Source organism: Halopseudomonas nanhaiensis, from assembly GCF_020025155.1.
GTDB lineage: Bacteria > Pseudomonadota > Gammaproteobacteria > Pseudomonadales > Pseudomonadaceae > Halopseudomonas > Halopseudomonas nanhaiensis.
Genome location: NZ_CP073751.1, coordinates 2963459 through 2981905 on the forward strand (window position 1 = coordinate 2963459; position 18447 = coordinate 2981905).

The following is an 18447-nucleotide window of genomic DNA, read 5'->3' on the forward strand; positions in this document are numbered from 1 at the left end:
CCGGCATCGAATCAGAACTTCGGCATACCGCCGCCCGGCGGCATCATTCCGCCACCGCCGCCACCGCCAAGGCCGCCCATGCCGCGCATCAGCTTGGCCATGCCACCCTTGCCACTGACCTTCTTCATCATCTTCTGCATCTGCTTGTGCTGCTTGATGACACGGCCGATATCCTGGATCTGGGTACCCGATCCGGCGGCGATCCGGCGCTTGCGCGAGCCGCTGATGATATCAGGGTTACGCCGCTCGCCGGGGGTCATCGAGTTGATGATGGCCTCCATCTGCTTGAACTGCTTTTCCGCCTGGGTCTGCGCCGTTTCCATCTGGGAGGGGCTGATCTTGCCCATCATCGGCAGCTTGTCCATCAGCGAACCAAGACCGCCCATGCCGCGCATCTGCTGCAGCTGGTCACGGAAGTCCTCGAGGTCAAAGCCCTTGCCCTTCTTGAGCTTCTTGGCCAGCTTTTCAGCCTTGTCCTTGTCGAGCTTCTGTTCGGCCTGCTCGATCAGGCTGAGCACATCGCCCATGCCCAGGATGCGCGAAGCAACACGATCCGGATGGAACACCTCCAGCGCGTCGGTCTTCTCGCCCATGCCGAGGAACTTGATCGGCTTGCCAGTGATGTGTCGCACGGACAACGCAGCACCGCCGCGTGCGTCGCCATCGACCTTGGTCAGGATCACGCCGGTGAGCGGCAGGGCCTCGTTGAACGCCTGCGCCGTCGTTGCAGCGTCCTGACCGGTCATCGCGTCGACCACGAAGAGCGTTTCGGCCGGCTTCGCCGCGGCATGCACCGCGCGAATCTCGTCCATCATGTCGGCGTCGATATGCAGGCGGCCTGCGGTATCGACGATGAGCACGTCCATGAAGCGGTTCTTCGCCTCACGCAGCGCCGCTTCGACAATCGCCACCGGCTTCTGCCCGGCATCCGACGGGAAGAAGGAAACGTCGACTTCCTTGGCCAGGGTCTCGAGCTGCTTGATCGCTGCCGGACGATAGACGTCGGCGCTGACTACCATCACCTTTTTCTTCTGGCGCTCTCGCAACGTCTTGGCCAGCTTGGCAACGGACGTCGTCTTACCTGCACCCTGCAGACCGGCCATCAGGATGACCGCAGGCGGCGATACTGCCAGGTTGAGCCCGACAGTCTCGCCCATCACCGCTTCCAGCTCGGCGCGAATGATCTTCACGAAGGCCTGGCCTGGGGACAGACTGCGCGACACCTCCTGACCCACGGCGCGCTCGCGTACCTGGTCAACGAAGCTCTTGACCACCGGCAGCGCAACATCCGCCTCAAGCAGCGCCATGCGCACTTCGCGCAGGGTGTCCTTGATGTTCTCGTCAGTCAGCTTGGCCCGGCCGGTGACGCCGCGCAGGCTGTGCGACAGGCGATCGGTAAGATTTTCAAACATCGGTCATCTCCTCTGCTTCGCGTACCCGGACGGGTGGAAGCCAACAAGCCGGCAAGTATAACGCCGCAACGCGGCAGATTACAGGCAAGCGCTTTATCAGCTTCGCGGCTTATGCCACACTGCGCCTTTATTGATAACCTTTCTCAAGGACGTATGACCGCTCTGATTTCCAGCGTGCTGGCAGCGGCCCTTTACCTGGGCGCGGCTTATTATCAGATGCACTGCATGGGCAAGCGCCTGGCGGTGAACGGCAATCTCCTGCGCGGCCTGGGACTGGCCGCCCTTCTGATTCATGCGATCAGCCTTTACGTCGAGCTGTCGAGGGGCCCCGGGCTATCGCTCGGGTTCTTCAATGCCGCGTCGCTGATCGCCTGGCTGGTGATTGCGCTGACCCTGGCTTCCAGCCTGCGCGCGCCCACCGCATCGCTGCTGCTGGGCCTGTTTCCGCTGGGGGCGGTTACCGCCGTACTCTCGTCATTGCTGCCCGATCATGGCGCGATTCGCATCGCCGGCCAGGAAGGATTGCTGACGCACATCCTGCTGTCGATTCTGGCTTACGGGATCCTGACCATAGCGGCATTCCAGGCCGTGCTGCTCGCGGTGCAGAACTACCAGCTCAAGCACAAGCATCCGACCCGCTTCATTCGTACCTTCCCGCCACTGCAGACGATGGAACGGCTTTTATTCCAGTTCCTGACCTGCGGCGAGGCGCTACTGACGCTGGCCCTGATCTCCGGATTCGTCTACCTGGACAACATGTTTGCCCAGGACGTGGCGCACAAGACCCTTCTCTCCTGTCTGGCCTGGGTGGTGTTTGGCATTCTGCTATGGGGCCGCTACCTTAGAGGCTGGCGAGGCAGCAATGCGATCCGCTGGACACTGGCAGGTTTCCTCCTGCTCATGCTGGCCTACTTCGGCAGCAAACTGGTCCACGAGTTTGTTCTTCCGCTGTGAAACTCCGCCTATTTCGGTCCCTTGAGGTAACACCTTGAACGACACCAGCACAGGCGTTCTGTTGATCGTCCTGCTCATCCTCATAATTCTCTCGGCGTTCTTCTCAAGCTCCGAAACCAGCATGATGAGCTTGAACCGCTACCGGCTGAAACACCTCACCAAGGAAGGACACAAGGGCGCGCGACGCGCATCCAGATTGCTCGAGCGCCCCGACCGGCTGCTGGGGACTATTCTGGTCGGCAACAACATAGTGAATATCCTGGCCGCATCGATAGCGACAGTCATCGCCGTGCAGGTATGGGGCGATGCCGGCATCGCCATCGCCACGGTGGTGCTGACCGTGGTAGTGCTCATCTTCGGTGAAATCACTCCCAAGACACTTGCGGCGCTGCGGCCGGAGTTGATCGCGTTCCCAGCCAGCGTCGTGTTGTCCGTACTGCAGAAGCTCCTGTATCCCGTCGTCTGGCTGTGCAGCGCCATCAGCAGCCTGCTGCTGCGCATGATCGGGGTGAACCCGAGCGACACAGGTGCCGATCAACTGACCACCGATGAGCTACGGACCGTTGTCCGCGAGGCCGGCCTCGGAATGAGCCGCAGCCGGCAGAGCATGCTGTTGGGAATTCTCGACCTGGAAAAGATGACGGTCGACGACATCATGGTCCCGCGCAACGAGGCGGTCGGCATCGATCTGGAAGACGACATGCCGGTGATCATCAACCAGCTCCGCGCGTCCCATCACACCCGGCTGCCGGTCTATGAAGGCGACATCAACAACATCAAGGGCATCGTGCACATGCGCTCCATCGCGCGGCTGCTCAGCCGTGGGGACCTGACCAAGGAAGCGCTGGCCAACGCATGCAGGGAGCCGTATTTCGTTCCGGAAAATACGCCGCTGCACACGCAGCTGTTCAACTTCCAGAAACAGAAGCGACGCATTGCCATCGTCGTCGACGAATACGGTGACGTGATTGGCCTGGTGACGCTGGAAGACATCCTCGAGGAGATCGTCGGCGAGTTCACCACCGACATGTTGCTGCCGAGTCAGGATATCCATCCGCAGGAAGACGGCAGCTACGTCATCGAGGGCGGCGCCGCGATCCGCGACATCAACAAGCAGCTGCAGTGGAAGCTGCCTGCAGACGGTCCCAAGACGCTCAACGGCTTGATTACCGAACAGCTGGAAAGCATTCCGGAAAGTCCTGTGTGCCTGACCATCGGCATGTATCGCCTGGAAATTCTTCAGACCAAGGACAACATGATCAAGAGCGTGCGCGTCTCGGCGCGGACCAGCGAAGCACGACACGCCGATCGCGCTCAGACATCCTGACCGTCCGGGGCGACACGGTCAGCGACGCCGGCTGCCCAGGCACGGTAACCCTCAGCGGACGGGTGATAACCATCGCGCGCCAGCATGTGTGGGGCGAACACCGCAGCGAACGGCACGTGCACCGCAGCCTGCGCCTGTGCAATTGTGCGAAGATCCCGATCGAGCAGACCGGCGCGCAGGCCGAGCCAGGCCCGCAGGGGTTGCGGCAGCGCTGTGAACGACCCTAGTGGCGGCACCGCGGTCAACAGCACCTGCTCGCTGCAGCAGGAAAAACGTCGTACCAGTTCCCTGATGCTCCGCCTCCACCGCCAGCGCGGCGTCAGATGCGTCGTATCATTCACGCCCAGCACGATGACGACCGCATCCCACCGCGCGTCAGGCATTTCGAGGGAGGCGGCAAGGGTTTCGGCGGCCGTGGCACCGTTGCGACCGCATGCCTGCCAGCAGACCGTTCGGCTCAGGCGGACGGCTAGCTGCACCGCGAGCTGACCGCTGAGCGCATCGGCCTGGCGCTCAACGCCCACCCCGGCAACCGTCGACTCACCGACCAGCAGCAGACGGAAGGGCTCTCCCTGCGCGACCGCTTTCGCGCAGGCGACTGTGCCGTGCCAGGGGTCGGCTGCATCGGGCAGGCGCAAGGCAGTGCGGCGCACCCACATTGCCTGAGGCAGCAGCAGTGGTAATGCAGGCGCCGCCAGATACCACCACCGACTCAGAGCGTAATCTCGACGGCCTGCGCGACGCGCATGGCACGGGCGCGGGCGGCCTCGACGGTCTCGTCGCGGGCCAGAGCGACACCCATGCGCCGCTGACCATCGACGTCCGGCTTGCCGAACAGACGCAACTGGGTATCAGGCTCGGCCAACGCCGCGGGCAGGTTGCCGAAGGTGACCTGTGCGGATTGACCAGTGACCAGTATCACCGCCGATGCCGATGCCCCCAGCTGCCGGATCTGCGGGATCGGCAAGCCGAGAATCGCTCGGGCATGCAGCGCAAACTCGGAGAGGTCCTGCGAGATCATGGTCACCATGCCGGTGTCATGCGGGCGGGGAGACACCTCACTGAACCAGACCTGGTCGCCCTTGACGAACAGCTCGACGCCGAACAGGCCGCGACCACCCAGCGCATCCGTCACCTCCAGCGCCACCCGCTGGGCTTCGGCCAGTGCCGCGTCGGACATGGGCTGTGGCTGCCAGGATTCCTGATAGTCCCCGCCTTCCTGACGATGGCCGATCGGCGCGCAGAAGTCGGTCCCGCCCACATGGCGCACGGTGAGCAGCGTGATCTCGTAATCGAAGTCGACAAAACCTTCCACGATTACCCGGCCCTGACCTGCCCGACCGCCGGCCTGGGCATATTCCCAGGCTGTATCGATCTCCGCGTCGGACCTGATCAGGCTCTGTCCCTTGCCTGATGAGCTCATCACCGGTTTCACCACGCAAGGCAGGCCGATGTCCCTGACGGCGTCACGGTACTGCTCGAGGGTATCGGCAAACCGGTAGGCAGAGGTGGGCAGGCCGAGCTGCTCGGCCGCCAGTTGACGAATGCCTTCGCGGTTCATGGTCAGCCACGCGGCATTCGCGGTCGGCACCACGTTGTAGCCTTCCTGTTCCAGTTCAAGCAGCGTTGCCGTAGCGATGGCCTCGATCTCAGGCACTACATAATCCGGCTGCTCGGCTTCGATCACCTCGCGCAGCAGACGGCCGTCGAGCATGTTGATCACGTGGCTGCGGTGGGCAACCTGCATGGCCGGCGCGTGGTCATAGCGGTCCACTGCAATCACCTCGCAGCCCAGCCGTTGCAGTTCGATCACCAGTTCTTTGCCCAGCTCGCCGGAGCCGAGCAGAAGCACGCGTGTCGCCGTAGGTGAGTACGGCGTGCCAATCGGAGTCATGTTCTCAGTTTCCGTTCGATTCGTTGGACATCCACAGCCCCTGGCGGCGGGCGCGCTGCTCGCACAGCGCCAGCACCTGCCGGCGCTCGTCATCGGTCATGCGCCCCCAGCGGACGATTTCGTCGCCGGTGCGCTGGCAGCCGGTACATACGTCATCATCGTCCAGGCAGCACACGGCCACGCAAGGCGACCGCACCGCTGGGGTACTCATTCAGTCGTCCTGCGGCTTCAGATCCCGACGATAGCGCTGGGCATTGTGAACATAGTGCGCGGCACCCGCCTCGATCATCTTCTTCTGCTGGTCGTTGAGTTCGCGCACCACCTTGCCGGGCGAGCCCATGACCAGCGAACCATCGGGAATTTCCTTGCCTTCGGGTATCAGCGCATTCGCGCCGATGATGCAATGCTTGCCGATCTTCGCCCCGTTGAGCACCACCGCGTTGATGCCGATCAGGCTGTAGTCGCCCACGGTGCACCCATGCAGCATGGCATTGTGGCCGACCGTCACGCCCTTGCCGAGCGTCAACGGAGAACCGGGGTCGGTATGCATGACCGCGCCATCCTGTACGTTGCTGTGTTCGCCAATCAGGATGAGTTCGTTGTCGCCGCGGATCACCGCGCCGAACCAGACGCTGGCACCCGCCTCCAGCCGCACCTTGCCCACCACAACGGCACTGTCGGCGATCCAGGCATCGGCGGCCATTTCAACCCGCGCATCTCCAAGGCTGTACTTCATGTTCACTCCTTCTCGTGATCGGATTCATAGGGGGTGTGCAGCGGGATGCGCGCGTCGAATGCCACGTTCATCAGCTCGGTCAGCATCAGCGCGGTCAAGCCCCATATCTTGAAGCCTTCGAAGCGATAGCTGGGCACGTACCAGCTGCGGCCCTGGTAATCGATACGGTGGGTCATTTCCCGCGGGTCGCCGATGAAGTAGCGCACAGGAACACGGAAGACCTCTTCGATTTCACTGGGATTGGGTTGCAGATCGAATATGTCAGGCACAATGCCGACGTAGGGGGTTACCTTGATGCCGAAACGCGACACCAGGCTGTCCATGGGACCGATCACCTCCACCGCTTCCGGCGGCAGACCGATCTCCTCATGGGTCTCACGCAAGGCGGTGTAGCGCAGATCCACATCGCCCGGATCACGCCGTCCCCCCGGGAAAGACACTTCGCCGGAGTGCGTAGACAGGCGCCGCGAGCGCAGCGTCAGAATGATCTCCGGTTCGTCGTTCACGCAGGTGACCGGAATCAGAACACCGGCTTCCGGCAAGCCCGCCGCCTCGATCTCGCGCGGCGTGTGTCCCAGTACCCGCGTGCGCATCTGGTCCAGCATGCAGCACACCCTCGAAATTTTTCCCAATCATGGCACGATCATCGGTACCGGACCATAACCGCCCGAGCGATGAATGACTATTCATAGGCATGAGCCTATAGCGCGCCGCCACCCTTGCCGAGCCCGCAATTGCGCCGCAAGATAAGGCGAAAGTGAACCCGCCAGCCACGCAGGGATCCGAACCAGCATGAATTATTGCAGTCATTGCGGCGAAAGCGTCGAAGAACGTGTCCCCGACGGCGACAATCGCCTTCGCTATGTATGCGGACACTGCGACACCATCCATTACCAGAACCCGCGGATCGTCGCCGGCTGTCTGGCCGTCCACGAACAGCAGGTTCTGCTCTGTCGCCGCGCCATCGAACCACGGCGCGGCTTCTGGACGCTCCCGGCCGGTTTCATGGAAAACGGCGAAACCACCGAGCAGGCTGCCCTGCGGGAAACCTGGGAAGAAGCGCGCGCACGGGTTCGGGCACAACAGCTGTACATGCTGTTCAACCTGCCGCATATCAACCAGGTCTATATGTTCTTCCGCGCCGAACTCAGTGATCTGGACTTTGCCGCGGGGGAAGAGAGCCTGGAGGTGCGGCTGTTCCACGAGCACGAGGTGCCCTGGAACGAGTTGGCCTTCCCCACGATCGGCAAGACGCTGAAGCAGTATTTCATCGATCGCCAGGTGCGCGACTACCCGGTACGCATGACCGACATCAATTTCCCGGCGCGAGCGCCCCGCCAGGCCGTATGAGCCGACTGGCGGTCTGGCTGCTGAGTCTGCTGCTGGCGTTTCCCGCTGCGGCCGGCCCGCTCGTCGACAAGGTGCTGGTGCACAAGTACGAGCGGCGTCTTGAGGTCATCAGCGAGGGCGAGGTCATCCGCAGCTACCGCGTTTCGCTCGGCAAGCAGCCGACCGGCCACAAACAGCGGGCCGGCGATCAGCGCACGCCTGAGGGCCTGTATACCATCGACTGGCGCCAGGAGAGCGAGCGCTTCAACCTGAGCCTGCATCTGGACTACCCGAACCTCAAGGACCTCACGGGGGCATGGAAGCGCGGCGACGACCCCGGTGGCATGATCATGATCCACGGCACCCCGATCGATGAGGAGTACCCGGAATGGTTCTTCGAAGGGCTCGACTGGACCGACGGTTGTATCGCATTGAAGAATGCCGACATGCGCGAGTTGTGGAAGCTCGTGCCAGACGGTACCCCCGTCGAGATACGCCCTTGATCTGAATCAACATCCCCCTCATTCCCCTGGTCCACACTGGTCCCATCAGATTGCGCGGTCGGCGAGCCACGCAACGATCCGTGGACAAGGAGACTACCGATGAAAAAGAGACTGATACGGCTGGCGCTGGCCGCCGGGCTGTTTCTGCCTGCGACTCAGGCTCTGGCAGACCGAGCCGCCAACGAACCGATTCAGCCCATCGAGCCTGCACAGATCACCGAGCCGGAGAAAGTGGAGCTGGGCAAGAAGCTGTTCTTCGATCCGCGGCTATCACGGTCCGGTTTCATCTCCTGCAACTCCTGTCATAACCTCAGCACCGGCGGGAGCGACAATCTGCCCACCTCGATCGGTCACAACTGGCAGGAAGGCCCGATCAACTCGCCGACCGTGCTCAATTCGAGCATGAGCGTGGCCCAGTTCTGGGACGGTCGCGCCAAGACGCTGGAGGAGCAGGCAGCCGGCCCCATATCCAACCCAAAGGAAATGGCGTTGACGCATGCCGTGGCCATCGACGTGCTGCGCTCCATCCCGCAGTACCGCGCAGATTTCTCGGAGATCTACGGCACTGAAGAGATCTCGCTGAGCCACGTGACCAATGCCATCGCGGCATTCGAGGAAACGCTGGTGACGCCGAACTCCCGATTCGATCGCTGGCTGAAGGGGGATGATGACGCCCTCAGCGAGCAGGAGCTCGCCGGCTACAAGACCTTCAAGGAAGTAGGATGCACCGCCTGCCACAACGGCGCGGCGGTCGGTGGCACCTCGTTTCAGCGCATGGGTGTGGTCAGGCCCTACGTGACCGACAACCCGGCGGAAGGACGCGTAGCGGTCACCGGCGACGATGCCGATCGCTTCTCCTTCAAGGTGCCGACCCTGCGCAACGTGGAGCTGACCTACCCCTACTTTCATGATGGCGCGCACTGGAAACTGGAAGAGGCGGTGGATCTGATGGCACGGCTTCAGCTCGGCCGCGAGCTGCCCAGGAGCGACATCGACAACATGACCGCCTTCCTCAAGACCCTGACTGGCGATCAGCCCGAATTCGCGATCCCGCAGCTGCCTCCATCGACCGGCGATACGCCAAAACCGATTCCCTTCGCCAACTGACAGACAAAGGGCGTGCCCCGCACGCCCTTCTGCTCACATCATCAGTTCCTGGGTCAGCGCCCAGACATCGAAGGCCGGCTCCTCATAGGGATGTGCCTCGCGCAGCGCCGTTACGACATCGCGCACCACGTCCCCATGACACAACGTTTCGACGCGATACTCTTCGACGTACTCCAGCTGGCCGACCTTGCCGATGTGCGGATCGGCGCCCTTCAGCGGACGGAACTGGCCCTGTCCGAGGGTCTGCCAGCAACAGGAATCATAGTCGCCCATCCTGCCGGCACCGGCATCGAACACGGCGCGCTTCACCGACTCGAGATGCGACTCGGGGACGAAGAAACAGAGTTTGTACATTGCAAAGGCTCCGGCAGCCCGAAGAGAACGGGTTGCTACAACGTGACGTTCGAGAGCGAAGGGAAGAGAGAACAGGAAGCTGAAACGAAGAAGCCGCCGTCCTGGCGTCAGGCTCGGCGGCTTCTTCGTCAGGCTTCGATCACTGCGCCTGGCGCTGGATCGCTTCACCGCCTTGCTCGATATCCTGACCTGCGCCGTCCATCGTGTTACAACCGGCGACACCGAACATGAACAACATGCTGAGCAGCATAGATTTCATCGCAAGCTTCATAATCAACTCCAGTTGGGGGACTCGTTGCTTATGAGTGCAGCGAAGCGCTGACAGTTCCGCGATGCCCTCTGCAAATTGCGCGAAGGCGTTATGCGCCGGGGGATGACGGGCTCTCTGCTCAATCCTCTGCTGTGGCGCGGACCGCCGATTCCGAGGTCGGCCAGCCCTCGAACTGCGGCAGCCCGTCACAGATGTCATACCAGGGTGCCTTCGAGCCGACGAAGATATTCGCGAGCGGGCGCAGGCCGGGATCGCTTTCCAGCCCACCCAGTGCGATGCCGACAATATCCGGAAGGTCCGCGTAGAAGCTCGCCAGATTCGAGCCGCAGACCGAACAGAAGGTCTTGGTCACGGTATCGGATGACGTGTAACGAGACAGAAGATGTTCGCCTGCGAGCCAGCTGAATTGTGAACGTTTGATCGAAGCGCGGGTACGGAACGCAGCGCCGTGCCAACGGCGGCATTTAGAACAATGGCAGTTGAATACCGGCCCAAGGTCACCCTCGATACGGTAGACGATGGCCTCGCACAGGCAACGCCCGGTGATGCTGTTCATGCTTTATCTCCCTGATTCCAAACCGTCCCTAGCCCCACCTATTCTCTGTAGGAGCAGGCATGACCGCGAACAAGTCGGGCTCCGCTTTCGCGCCCAGGTGCGCTCCTACATCAAACCAGTGCCTTCCTCGCCGATGTAGGAGCGGGCATGACCGCGAACAGGTCGGGCTCCGCTTTCGCGCCCAGGTGCGCTTCTACACAAAAACCATCGCACCACCGCCCTGTAGGAGCGGGCATGACCGCGAAGGGTTTGGGTGGCGCTCTGTCAGTACAGCGTTTGATGCAGATGCGCAGCCACTTGCTCGTCATACACCTGCGCATCGACCTTACCCTGGGTATGGGCCGCGAGCATCGTGCCGATCGACGGCACGGCGGGCGGTTGGGTCCGGGATTCCCAGAGGCCGGCGCGCACCAATGCGCGACCACAGTGGATATATGCTTCATCAACCCGGATCGCCAGTACCGTGACAGGCAGCTTGCCGGTCACGCCGAACCTGGCCAGCAGGCCCGGATCGCGGCTGATCTGCGCACGGCCATTGACGCGCAATGTCTCGTTCAGACCGGGGATCAGGAACAGCATGCCCACCGAGGGGTTGTCCAGAATGTTGCGCAGGCTGTCGAGCCGGTTGTTGCCGCGGCGATCCGCGATCAACAGGGTATGCTCATCCGCGACGATGATCGAACCCTCCGCATCGCCACGCGGTGAACAATCAGCCCCTGATAGGCCGCAGGTCGACAGCGCGAAAAACGGCGACGCCTCGATGAACGCACGGCAATTCGGATCGATATGATCGATCTGCTTGAGCCGGGCGCGCTCGCTGGGCGCCGCGTACAAGGCTGCGAGTTGTTCTGCACTGGTCACCAGTGCTGCGGAATCAAGCTCCATGCTGCTATGTCCTCCTGATCCTGCGGGCTCGCCAGAGCCCGCGCCGGAACGCGCTGCACATATAGCCGGGGCGCCAGCAGGCAGCGGCAATGCGCGCCGACGCGACCGTCATGCACTATCTGCCGTGGCGCAACGGCGACACAGGCAGGCGATGCCCCGGTCCGCCTCCGGAAGCGCCTGCAGCACCGCCTCGTCGATCGAGACCTGCCGGCACCAGCAATCCGTATCGAAGCTGCCGCTGCGGGCCGGCTGGCAAGCGTTGTCAGCTCCGCAGCGCGGGCAGCGATGATTCGCCAAGGGCCTATCGGACGCGTTCATCCTTCACTCCTGCATAGAGAGGATCGGCCTCGCCCTCACCCACGCGATTCAGGTGACCCGATCCGGTCGACTGCGCTGCGCAGACGAGATGCTTGCGCATGTAAACCCGCGAAAAACCTTGCTCGATTCGCCTGTCGAACTCGCGGTAACCAATGCGCGAGTAGAGATAGCGATTCTCCACCATCAACTCGTTGGTATACAGGCAGATGGTGTCATATCCGGCGCCAGTGGCGCACCGCTCGGCATGCTCGAGCAGGAGTTTGCCAATCCCTCGGCGCTGCCAGGCGGGATCGACTGCGACATTCTCGAGGACACAGTCGTCGCGGGTCTGCTGCAGGACAAGCAACCCGGCGATCGCGATGCCGACCGACGCTACATAGACCGTTCGATGATGGATAAGCATGGAATAGTCATCGCGCATCGGTCCTGGCGGCTGGCCGATGCGCGCGACGAAGTGTCTGTAGGCCGCCTGCACGCATTGATCTATCGCCGGCACATCGGCCTGGACCGCCAGTCGAAGTCTTATTTCGCCTACAGGAGCGCTCACGGGCGGCCCCACTCGATGTCGCGGACCACAGGTTGTCCATCGTGCTCGGCGACGACCACTGAGATCGCCTCGGCAAAATCGTCGCCTGAAATGGACACATAGGCCCAGCCAATATCCCGTGCCTCACGCGCGGGCCAATCCGCCATGAACTGCAAAACCCCGTCAACCTTCGCCGGTCCGCTTCCATAGGCGACCATTGCCCGGTAGTCGTTGCGCAGCTGCGCGGCAGAGTAGTCGCGCTGAGCCTCGCTGCTTAGCAGTTGGCCGGCCTGTTCATACTCGCCTGCCACCAACGCCTCGGCAAAGCGCACCGCGACCTCCCGAGTAAGCGCCTCGGCGTCGCTGCGTCGCACATCAGAGCCGCCACAGCCAGCCATCAATACGGCCCATGCGGCCAACCACACCCATGACTTGCGCATCATCATCCCTGACATGTGGTTTATTCGATGACCACAGCCGTGCCGCTGGCCGACACCATCAGCATCCCGTTGCGCTCGCCGAGGACCTCATAGTCGATGTCCACGCCCACCACCGCGTTGGCACCGGCCTCGGCAGCTTTCTCCTCGAGCTCTTTCAGGGCAATGTCGCGCGCCCGGGTCAGCTCCCGCTCGTAGGTGGCCGAGCGTCCGCCCACCATGTCGCGAATGCCGGCGAACAGGTCCTTGAACAGGTTCGCGCCGAGAATGGCTTCACCGGCTACGATGCCGCAATAGCGAGTGATCTTGCGGCCTTCAATGCTGGGTGTGGTCGAGACGATCATGGTGTGCTCCCTTGAGTGTAGAAACTGACGTTGGCACCTCTGGCGCTTCGTGTCGAATGCGCATGTATCGGGCAAAGCGTGGCAAGCCGGTCGAGGTCAGACCGTTATAGCGGTAGGTGACCCAACTGCCAATAGCCGGTGGCGCATCGCGGTCGGCATCGGTCAGACCGCTACCGAGTCGAAACCGCCTTCCCGCGTCGTCCTCAACGATGAGCGCGCCGACCTTGCCAGCGTACTTGCCCTTACCTTCCGTGTATCCGACGACCCACGCCTCGGCATCGTCGTATTGCTTGTACTTGAGCAGGTCATCACTCCGACCGGAACGGTAGAGTGCCGCCTGATGATGCAGCATCAGTCCTTCACCACCAGCCGCGACCACCGCTGCAAGCCGCCTATCCAGTTCCTCGGCGTCGTTGACCTTGTACTGACGAATCGGCCGCAGGTTCTCATGTGCCTTGCCACTGAGCCCGTTCATCACTCGCACACGCTCAGCAAACGTACCCCCGTGCGCCGGGAGGTCGAACACCATGAATCGGACGCTGCGCCAGGCCTCATCGGGCGCAGCGGCACTGCGCACGATACCGCTCACTTCGTCGAAGCGCCCGCGGCCAATCCATAGCTCGCCGTCCATAGGCGTGCCGGGCCACGCTTCAGTGAACCACTCCGGTGTCGCAATAGCATAGCCACCGCGCGTCCACAGTCTGGTGCCATCCCAGTGCCCGCGCACCCCGTCGAGCTTTTCGCTGACCCAGTACTCCGACACCGACGCTTCACCCTGATAGAGACTTGCAAGCATGGGTTGATGGGGCCGGCCGGAATCGGCCCAGAGAAGCGAGAAAGGTAGAAGTGCAAGCAACAGAGCAGGAAGCAGGCGCATTCGACGTCCTTGTCGGGGTTGATGAAACGCGAAGAGAACAGCAGAAATGTGGCAACGCAACCCGGACGCTACACCTGGTCGGTCCGAGGCCATAGGGACTGAACGTCATCATTGAAAATCGTCAGTACCTGACGGAAGGTCTCATCCGGCTCGGCATGAAGCGTCATCGGCTGGCCGGTGAACGGATGCGCGAAGCGCATGGCGGTGGCCGCCAGCATCAGCCGGCTGCAGCCGAAGCGTTCGGCAAAATAGTGATTGTGACGGGTACGGCCGTAATTGGTGTCGCCAATAATCGGGTGCGCGATGTGCTGCATGTGCCGGCGCAGCTGATGCTTGCGGCCGGTGTCGGGACACAGCTCGACGAGACTGTAGCGGCTTGATGGAAAGCCTTCGATCTGTACCGGAATCTCGGTGGTGGCGAGCCTCGCATAGCGCGAGCGCGCTTCGCGGGTCGGCTGCGGATCGTCCTTGCAGCGCCTGTCAATGGCGCGCTCGCGCAACGGATGGTCGATCAGCCCTGCTTCCTCGGTCCAGCCGCGTACCAGCGCCACATATGTCTTGCGAACCTCGCCGGCCATGAACGCCTTGCCCAGCGAGCTGGCCGTGTCCGGATCACGCGCGAACAACAGCAGCCCCGATGTCGGACGATCCAGCCGATGCACCGGGTAGACATGCTCTCCCCCGTTCAGCGCCCGGGCATGCTGCAGGGCGAATTCGGTCTCGTGACGGTCGATCGGACTGCGATGCAGCAATAATCCGGCGGGTTTGTGCACCGCCAGCAGATGCGCATCTCGGAAAATCTCGGTCAGGGGATTGCCTTCAAAGGCGGTGTTCGAACAGGACAGCACGACAGTGAAATTCCGCTAATGGGTGAGCACCACCACGTCAGAGACGCGGTATGCTCCATAGCTTGCCTGCTTGCAGCCACCGCGGCTACTGCAAAACGGAGCGCGCCCTACTCGGACGGTGGCGTCATGTCCGAGGCCTGCTCAGCGATTTCCTTGCAGGCCTGCTCCTGTTCCTGCGTCGACAAGCCTTTCCAGCGCTCCGCGGCCTGCCGGCGACCGGCTGCGAACGCTTCGTCAAAGGTCTCTTCGTCCATCCCCTGCTCTTCCATCCTTTTTTGCTGCTCACGCTTGTACTCCAGCAGCTTCTCCTCCGAATACGCATCGCAGGTCAGCGAGGTAGCATGCATTGCACCAGCGAACTGGACCACCTCCAGGGATGTCTCCGAACTCATTTCGTCCTGCGACTGCGCGTAGCTGAACGAGGACGCGGCCGTCAGAGTCAGCAGCGACAACATGGCGGCGGTTGACGAGAGCGTGTTGATATAGCTGAGCATTGCAGTTCCTCGCGATGGCTGTGGTCATTCATGTTGAAGCGCAAACGCTGCACAGCAACGCAACCACCGTGGGCACAGCGAAAGCCGGTGTGAGGCAATGGGCCTCCCCTCGCGATACTGCTGTCGTTGCGGGTTATTGCACAAACCGGCAGAGCGGCACGTCAAGCGCCGGGACGTCCGGCACCTCCATATGACAGCGCTGGGCGTCATCCCGTTGCAGGCAACGCACATCGAACGCACGCGTCGGCAGGCTCACTTGCTCTACGAAAGCGCAGGACGCCGCCGCGCGCTCGTCCGCACAGTCGACCGAATAGCCCATCAAGGCGGCCTGGCTCCAGCGTTTGAGCAGTGGCAGATGCGCGTGCAGATCGGCCGGCGCCTGAACGAACAGCGCGACGGACGGATGGCTGCCCCAGCGAGCCTGCCTGTCCAGCAGAGCCTGATATTCATCGAGGCTGGTCACCCCACGGTTCGAACGCGAGTCGTACACGCGCGGCAGATCGTCTACCGCAGCGAGCAACTTCAAATTATCGTGAGCATCGTAAACGGCGACCGACTGGACGAACGCCTGCCCTTCCTGCCAGCCCCAGTACACCACTCCGCCACCAGCAACATTCGTGCGGCGCACCGGGTCCTGCTGGAAGCCGGCGATAAGCCGCTCTTCGACTCGCACCGGCGAGGATCCGCTCAACAGAGTCGCACGTGCGGCGCCCGCAAATGCAGCGATATCGGCTTTCAATTCTTCCAGCGTCCTGGCCTGACCGAGCGCGGGTGTTGCGCACGCCGTCACCAGCACAACGAGCCAACCGAGCAAGCTCCATCGTTTCATCAGCGCCCCCCCGTGTATTGACGACGAACCGGTCCCTCGGTGAAGGAAAAGGCCCAGTCAGATCAGGTCGGCCATCTCACTGTGTCCGTCCTGCGCCAGTCCGGCTTTCACGCCGGCACGGTTGGCCTCCGGCTGGTTCTGGCTCGCCTTGAGCTTGCCGGTGAGCCTGTCGATACGAATCTCGATGCCGACGATCGCGCGGATCAGCTTGTCAGTGTAGTCCCGCGGGGCGTCGTCGACGCGCCACGGTTGTGCTTGGCGCGCTTCATGCTGGTTGGTCAAGGCGCGCAGATGCCGGCCTAACCAGTCGTGATCCTCGACCACCCGGGCCTGCCCCTCGGCATGCACCGCCAGATAGTTCCAGGTCGGCACCACCCGGCCATGCTCAGCTTTGGTGGCGTACCAGGACGGCGTCACGTACGCATCCGGCCCCTGAAAAACGGCCAGCACCTTTGCACCCTGCACCAGGCGCTTCCATACCGGATTGGCCCGCGCGAGGTGACACTGCAGCACCCCCAGCGCACCGTCTGCTTCGCCCAGATGAAACGGCACGTGGTTCGCCTCGATACCCTGCTCATCGGCGATGACCAACAGGCCGAAGCTGTACTCGCGGACGTAGCGCAGAAGCGTTTCGGTGTCGTCCTGGCTGAAGTGGGTTGGCACGTACATTCGCGTACTTCCTCTGCGAGTTAGGTATCCCGGTGACGGCCCTGCATCACACGGCACAATGATCGTCGTCACATCAACGCTGTTGTGAAAGCGCACGAATCTCCTCGCGCAGCGCAGCCACTTCGTCTCGCAAGGCAGTCATTTGCCTGGCGCCCGCCACTTCCGCATCGGCGCTGTCGGCATCGCGGCCGACGAAGAACGTGGCCAGTGCTGCCGTGACATAGCCGAATACACCGAAGGCATATAACGCCAGAAATATGCACAACACCCGCCCCTCGACCGTCTGCGGCCAGTGTTCCGAGCCCAGGGTGGTCATCATCATGGCAGTCCACCACAGTGCTTCGCCATAACTATCCAGCCCGTCGGTCACCTCACTTTCCAGCGCGTACATGCCGGCAGCGCCCGCAAAAGTGACCAGTACGGTAAGCGCAATGATATAGCCGAAGCCCCGCCGACTCAGGCTCGCGCCCAGAGCCTTCATGCCCCGATTCAGCGAACTGACCACTCGGAACAGCCGCAGACCGCGTCCGGTCGTCGCCAGTCGCAGCGCGCGGACGGCACGAAAGATGCGGAACATGCGCAGTGCGGGAATGACCAGCGAGACGGCCGTCAGCCAGTTGGTCTTGAGGTACGCGCTTCTGTCGGTCGCCAGGACCGGTTTCAGTGCGAAATCGAGAATGAAGATGACCCAGACGGTGGTGCCAAGAACGGAGAACAGCGAACTCTGCCCCTGCACCAGTTCCAGCACCAGCAACACCAGCCACACGAAGGCCAGAACAACCATCGGTGTCTCCAGCCATGCTTCCAACCGCTGGAGCAACTCGTAACGCTCACGCGTCAGCTCGTCCTCGTGGGTGACGTCTGCGCTTGAATCGTCGCGCTTTGTTTCCTCGCTCATGCCCGACCTCGCTTTCTGTGGGACCCCGGCTCCAACCCTCGACTGACGGGGTCGCCGTTTTCGAGGGTAAGTGTGGCATGTCCTGAAGAAAGGTCGGACTGCAGCGGTCCGATGCCGTTTGCGAGTTCAGGGACTGTGATCTGATCAGCTCAGCGGCCCAGGGCGAGTTCGACAGCCCGCCGGGCATGAATCGCGGTGGTGTCATAGAGCTTCACTGTGGTGTCTTCGTCTCCAATCAGCAGCCCGATTTCCGTGCACCCGAGTATCACCGCCTGCGCGCCACGGGCCGACAAGGACGACACCACATCAAGATAAGCCGCCTTCGAGCCGGCGTCGATGATGCCCTGACACAACTCCTGGTAGATGATCGAGTGGACTGTCTCGCGCTCGGCTTCATCCGGCACGAGCACCTCCAGCCCCTGGAGCTCGAGTCGCTCCCGGTAAAACGCTTGTTCCATCGTAAAGCGCGTACCGAGCAGGCCTACCTGTGAGACGCCATCGTTTTTCAGCGCCTGGGCTGTAGCGTCGGCGATGTGCAGCAACGGCACACCCGCAGCCCGCTCGATCTGCTCCGCTACCTTGTGCATGGTGTTGGTACACAACACCAGGAAATCAGCGCCAGCAGCCTGAAGCGACGTCGCGGCCTGCCCCAGGATTCTCGCTGTCGCGTCCCAGTCTCCCCGGTGCTGCAACGCTTCGATCTCGGCGAAATCAACGCTGTAGAGAACGAGCTTGGCCGAATGCAGGCCGCCCAACCGCTCGCGAACCATCTGGTTGATCAACTGGTAGTACGTCTGTGTCGATTCCCAGCTCATGCCGCCGATCAGTCCGATCGTTTTCATTCGTTACTCTCCTTCGCCGCGGCCTGCGCCAAGCGCG

At 62.3% G+C, this 18447-nt stretch carries 26 protein-coding genes; 5 read left to right on the forward strand and 21 right to left on the reverse strand.

Going from position 1 to position 18447, the window contains the following annotated elements; translation table 11 throughout:
* Positions 1-11: 11 nt before the first annotated feature.
* The gene (ffh, locus tag KEM63_RS13460) at positions 12-1412 is read right to left on the reverse strand and encodes a signal recognition particle protein (protein WP_223652472.1); all 1401 of its coding nucleotides are present in this window, start codon (positions 1410-1412) and stop codon (positions 12-14) included.
* 153 nt (positions 1413-1565) lie between these two features.
* On the opposite strand from ffh, the gene KEM63_RS13465 reads away from it, so the two are divergent.
* Both KEM63_RS13465 and KEM63_RS13470 read left to right on the forward strand, forming a co-directional pair.
* Positions 1566-2366: a cytochrome C assembly family protein gene (locus KEM63_RS13465; RefSeq protein ID WP_223652476.1), complete on the forward strand. Its 801-nt coding sequence runs from the start codon at positions 1566-1568 to the stop codon at positions 2364-2366.
* A gap of 34 nt (positions 2367-2400) precedes the next feature.
* Complete coding sequence (locus KEM63_RS13470; protein ID WP_223652478.1) at positions 2401-3693, forward strand: HlyC/CorC family transporter; 1293 nt, start codon at positions 2401-2403, stop codon at positions 3691-3693.
* On the opposite strand, the gene KEM63_RS13475 is transcribed toward KEM63_RS13470, so the two are convergent.
* Genes KEM63_RS13475 through KEM63_RS13495 form a run of 5 tightly spaced genes read right to left on the reverse strand, consistent with a single transcriptional unit; the run spans position 3681 to position 6928 of the window.
* Positions 3681-4352, reverse strand: a complete 672-nt coding sequence (locus KEM63_RS13475; protein WP_223652480.1) for an SGNH/GDSL hydrolase family protein — start codon at positions 4350-4352, stop codon at positions 3681-3683. The two genes, KEM63_RS13470 and KEM63_RS13475, sit on opposite strands and share 13 nt — an antisense overlap.
* A 53-nt stretch (positions 4353-4405) precedes the next feature.
* Positions 4406-5587, reverse strand: coding sequence for a formate-dependent phosphoribosylglycinamide formyltransferase (gene purT / locus KEM63_RS13480; protein WP_223652481.1), 1182 nt, complete (start codon positions 5585-5587; stop codon positions 4406-4408).
* A gap of 4 nt (positions 5588-5591) precedes the next feature.
* Positions 5592-5798 carry a DUF1289 domain-containing protein gene (locus KEM63_RS13485; protein WP_223652483.1) on the reverse strand — a complete coding sequence of 69 codons (207 nt, stop codon included), beginning with the start codon at positions 5796-5798 and terminating at the stop codon, positions 5592-5594.
* Positions 5799-6323, reverse strand: coding sequence for a gamma carbonic anhydrase family protein (locus tag KEM63_RS13490; RefSeq protein WP_223652485.1), 525 nt, complete (start codon positions 6321-6323; stop codon positions 5799-5801). It abuts the gene before it with no gap.
* A 2-nt stretch (positions 6324-6325) separates the two neighbouring features.
* Positions 6326-6928, reverse strand: coding sequence for an NUDIX hydrolase (locus tag KEM63_RS13495; protein ID WP_223652487.1), 603 nt, complete (start codon positions 6926-6928; stop codon positions 6326-6328).
* 187 nt (positions 6929-7115) lie between these two features.
* Between KEM63_RS13495 and KEM63_RS13500 the strand changes: the two genes are divergently transcribed.
* The 3 genes from KEM63_RS13500 to KEM63_RS13510 all read left to right on the forward strand — a co-directional run bounded on the left by KEM63_RS13500 (position 7116) and on the right by KEM63_RS13510 (position 9262).
* Positions 7116-7673 carry an NUDIX hydrolase gene (locus tag KEM63_RS13500; RefSeq protein ID WP_223652490.1) on the forward strand — a complete coding sequence of 186 codons (558 nt, stop codon included), beginning with the start codon at positions 7116-7118 and terminating at the stop codon, positions 7671-7673.
* A complete protein-coding gene (locus KEM63_RS13505) occupies positions 7670-8155 on the forward strand; it encodes a L,D-transpeptidase family protein (protein WP_223652492.1) in 486 nt (161 codons plus the stop codon). Before KEM63_RS13500 ends, KEM63_RS13505 begins: the two co-directional genes overlap by 4 nt.
* 99 nt (positions 8156-8254) lie before the next feature.
* Entirely contained in the window at positions 8255-9262 is a 1008-nt protein-coding gene (locus tag KEM63_RS13510) for a cytochrome-c peroxidase (RefSeq protein ID WP_279346723.1), read from the forward strand.
* Positions 9263-9295: 33 nt separating this feature from the next.
* On the opposite strand, the gene KEM63_RS13515 is transcribed toward KEM63_RS13510, so the two are convergent.
* The 15 genes from KEM63_RS13515 to KEM63_RS13585 form a co-directional block, all read right to left on the reverse strand.
* Positions 9296-9616, reverse strand: coding sequence for a YqfO family protein (locus KEM63_RS13515; protein ID WP_223652493.1), 321 nt, complete (start codon positions 9614-9616; stop codon positions 9296-9298).
* Positions 9617-9755: 139 nt separating this feature from the next.
* The gene (locus KEM63_RS13520) at positions 9756-9887 is read right to left on the reverse strand and encodes an entericidin A/B family lipoprotein (RefSeq protein WP_223652496.1); all 132 of its coding nucleotides are present in this window, start codon (positions 9885-9887) and stop codon (positions 9756-9758) included.
* A 118-nt stretch (positions 9888-10005) separates the two neighbouring features.
* Complete coding sequence (locus KEM63_RS13525) at positions 10006-10443, reverse strand: GFA family protein (protein ID WP_223652498.1); 438 nt, start codon at positions 10441-10443, stop codon at positions 10006-10008.
* A 264-nt stretch (positions 10444-10707) separates the two neighbouring features.
* Positions 10708-11328 carry a pyridoxamine 5'-phosphate oxidase family protein gene (locus KEM63_RS13530; RefSeq protein WP_223652500.1) on the reverse strand — a complete coding sequence of 207 codons (621 nt, stop codon included), beginning with the start codon at positions 11326-11328 and terminating at the stop codon, positions 10708-10710.
* Between the two features lie 108 nt (positions 11329-11436).
* A complete protein-coding gene (locus tag KEM63_RS13535; protein WP_223652502.1) occupies positions 11437-11646 on the reverse strand; it encodes a cysteine-rich CWC family protein in 210 nt (69 codons plus the stop codon).
* Entirely contained in the window at positions 11630-12193 is a 564-nt protein-coding gene (locus tag KEM63_RS13540) for a GNAT family N-acetyltransferase (protein ID WP_223652504.1), read from the reverse strand. The genes KEM63_RS13535 and KEM63_RS13540 overlap by 17 nt, the downstream gene beginning before the upstream one ends.
* Positions 12190-12627 carry a hypothetical protein gene (locus KEM63_RS13545; protein WP_223652506.1) on the reverse strand — a complete coding sequence of 146 codons (438 nt, stop codon included), beginning with the start codon at positions 12625-12627 and terminating at the stop codon, positions 12190-12192. Before KEM63_RS13545 ends, KEM63_RS13540 begins: the two co-directional genes overlap by 4 nt.
* A 5-nt stretch (positions 12628-12632) precedes the next feature.
* Positions 12633-12953, reverse strand: a complete 321-nt coding sequence (locus KEM63_RS13550; protein ID WP_223652508.1) for a heavy metal-binding domain-containing protein — start codon at positions 12951-12953, stop codon at positions 12633-12635.
* Positions 12925-13830, reverse strand: a complete 906-nt coding sequence (locus KEM63_RS13555; RefSeq protein WP_223652510.1) for a DNA ligase — start codon at positions 13828-13830, stop codon at positions 12925-12927. Before KEM63_RS13555 ends, KEM63_RS13550 begins: the two co-directional genes overlap by 29 nt.
* A gap of 68 nt (positions 13831-13898) precedes the next feature.
* Positions 13899-14678 (reverse strand): pseudouridine synthase, encoded by a 780-nt coding sequence (locus KEM63_RS13560; RefSeq protein WP_223652512.1) that lies wholly within the window; start codon positions 14676-14678, stop codon positions 13899-13901.
* A 107-nt stretch (positions 14679-14785) separates the two neighbouring features.
* On the reverse strand, positions 14786-15172 hold the full coding sequence (locus tag KEM63_RS13565; protein WP_223652514.1) for a hypothetical protein: 387 nt from the start codon (positions 15170-15172) through the stop codon (positions 14786-14788).
* A gap of 133 nt (positions 15173-15305) precedes the next feature.
* A complete protein-coding gene (locus tag KEM63_RS13570) occupies positions 15306-16001 on the reverse strand; it encodes a hypothetical protein (RefSeq protein WP_223652516.1) in 696 nt (231 codons plus the stop codon).
* Positions 16002-16058: 57 nt separating this feature from the next.
* Entirely contained in the window at positions 16059-16670 is a 612-nt protein-coding gene (locus KEM63_RS13575; RefSeq protein ID WP_223652518.1) for an FMN-binding negative transcriptional regulator, read from the reverse strand.
* A 73-nt stretch (positions 16671-16743) separates the two neighbouring features.
* The gene (locus tag KEM63_RS13580) at positions 16744-17568 is read right to left on the reverse strand and encodes an ion transporter (protein WP_223652520.1); all 825 of its coding nucleotides are present in this window, start codon (positions 17566-17568) and stop codon (positions 16744-16746) included.
* Between the two features lie 149 nt (positions 17569-17717).
* Complete coding sequence (locus KEM63_RS13585; RefSeq protein ID WP_223652522.1) at positions 17718-18410, reverse strand: aspartate/glutamate racemase family protein; 693 nt, start codon at positions 18408-18410, stop codon at positions 17718-17720.
* Between the last annotated feature and the right edge of the window lie 37 nt (positions 18411-18447).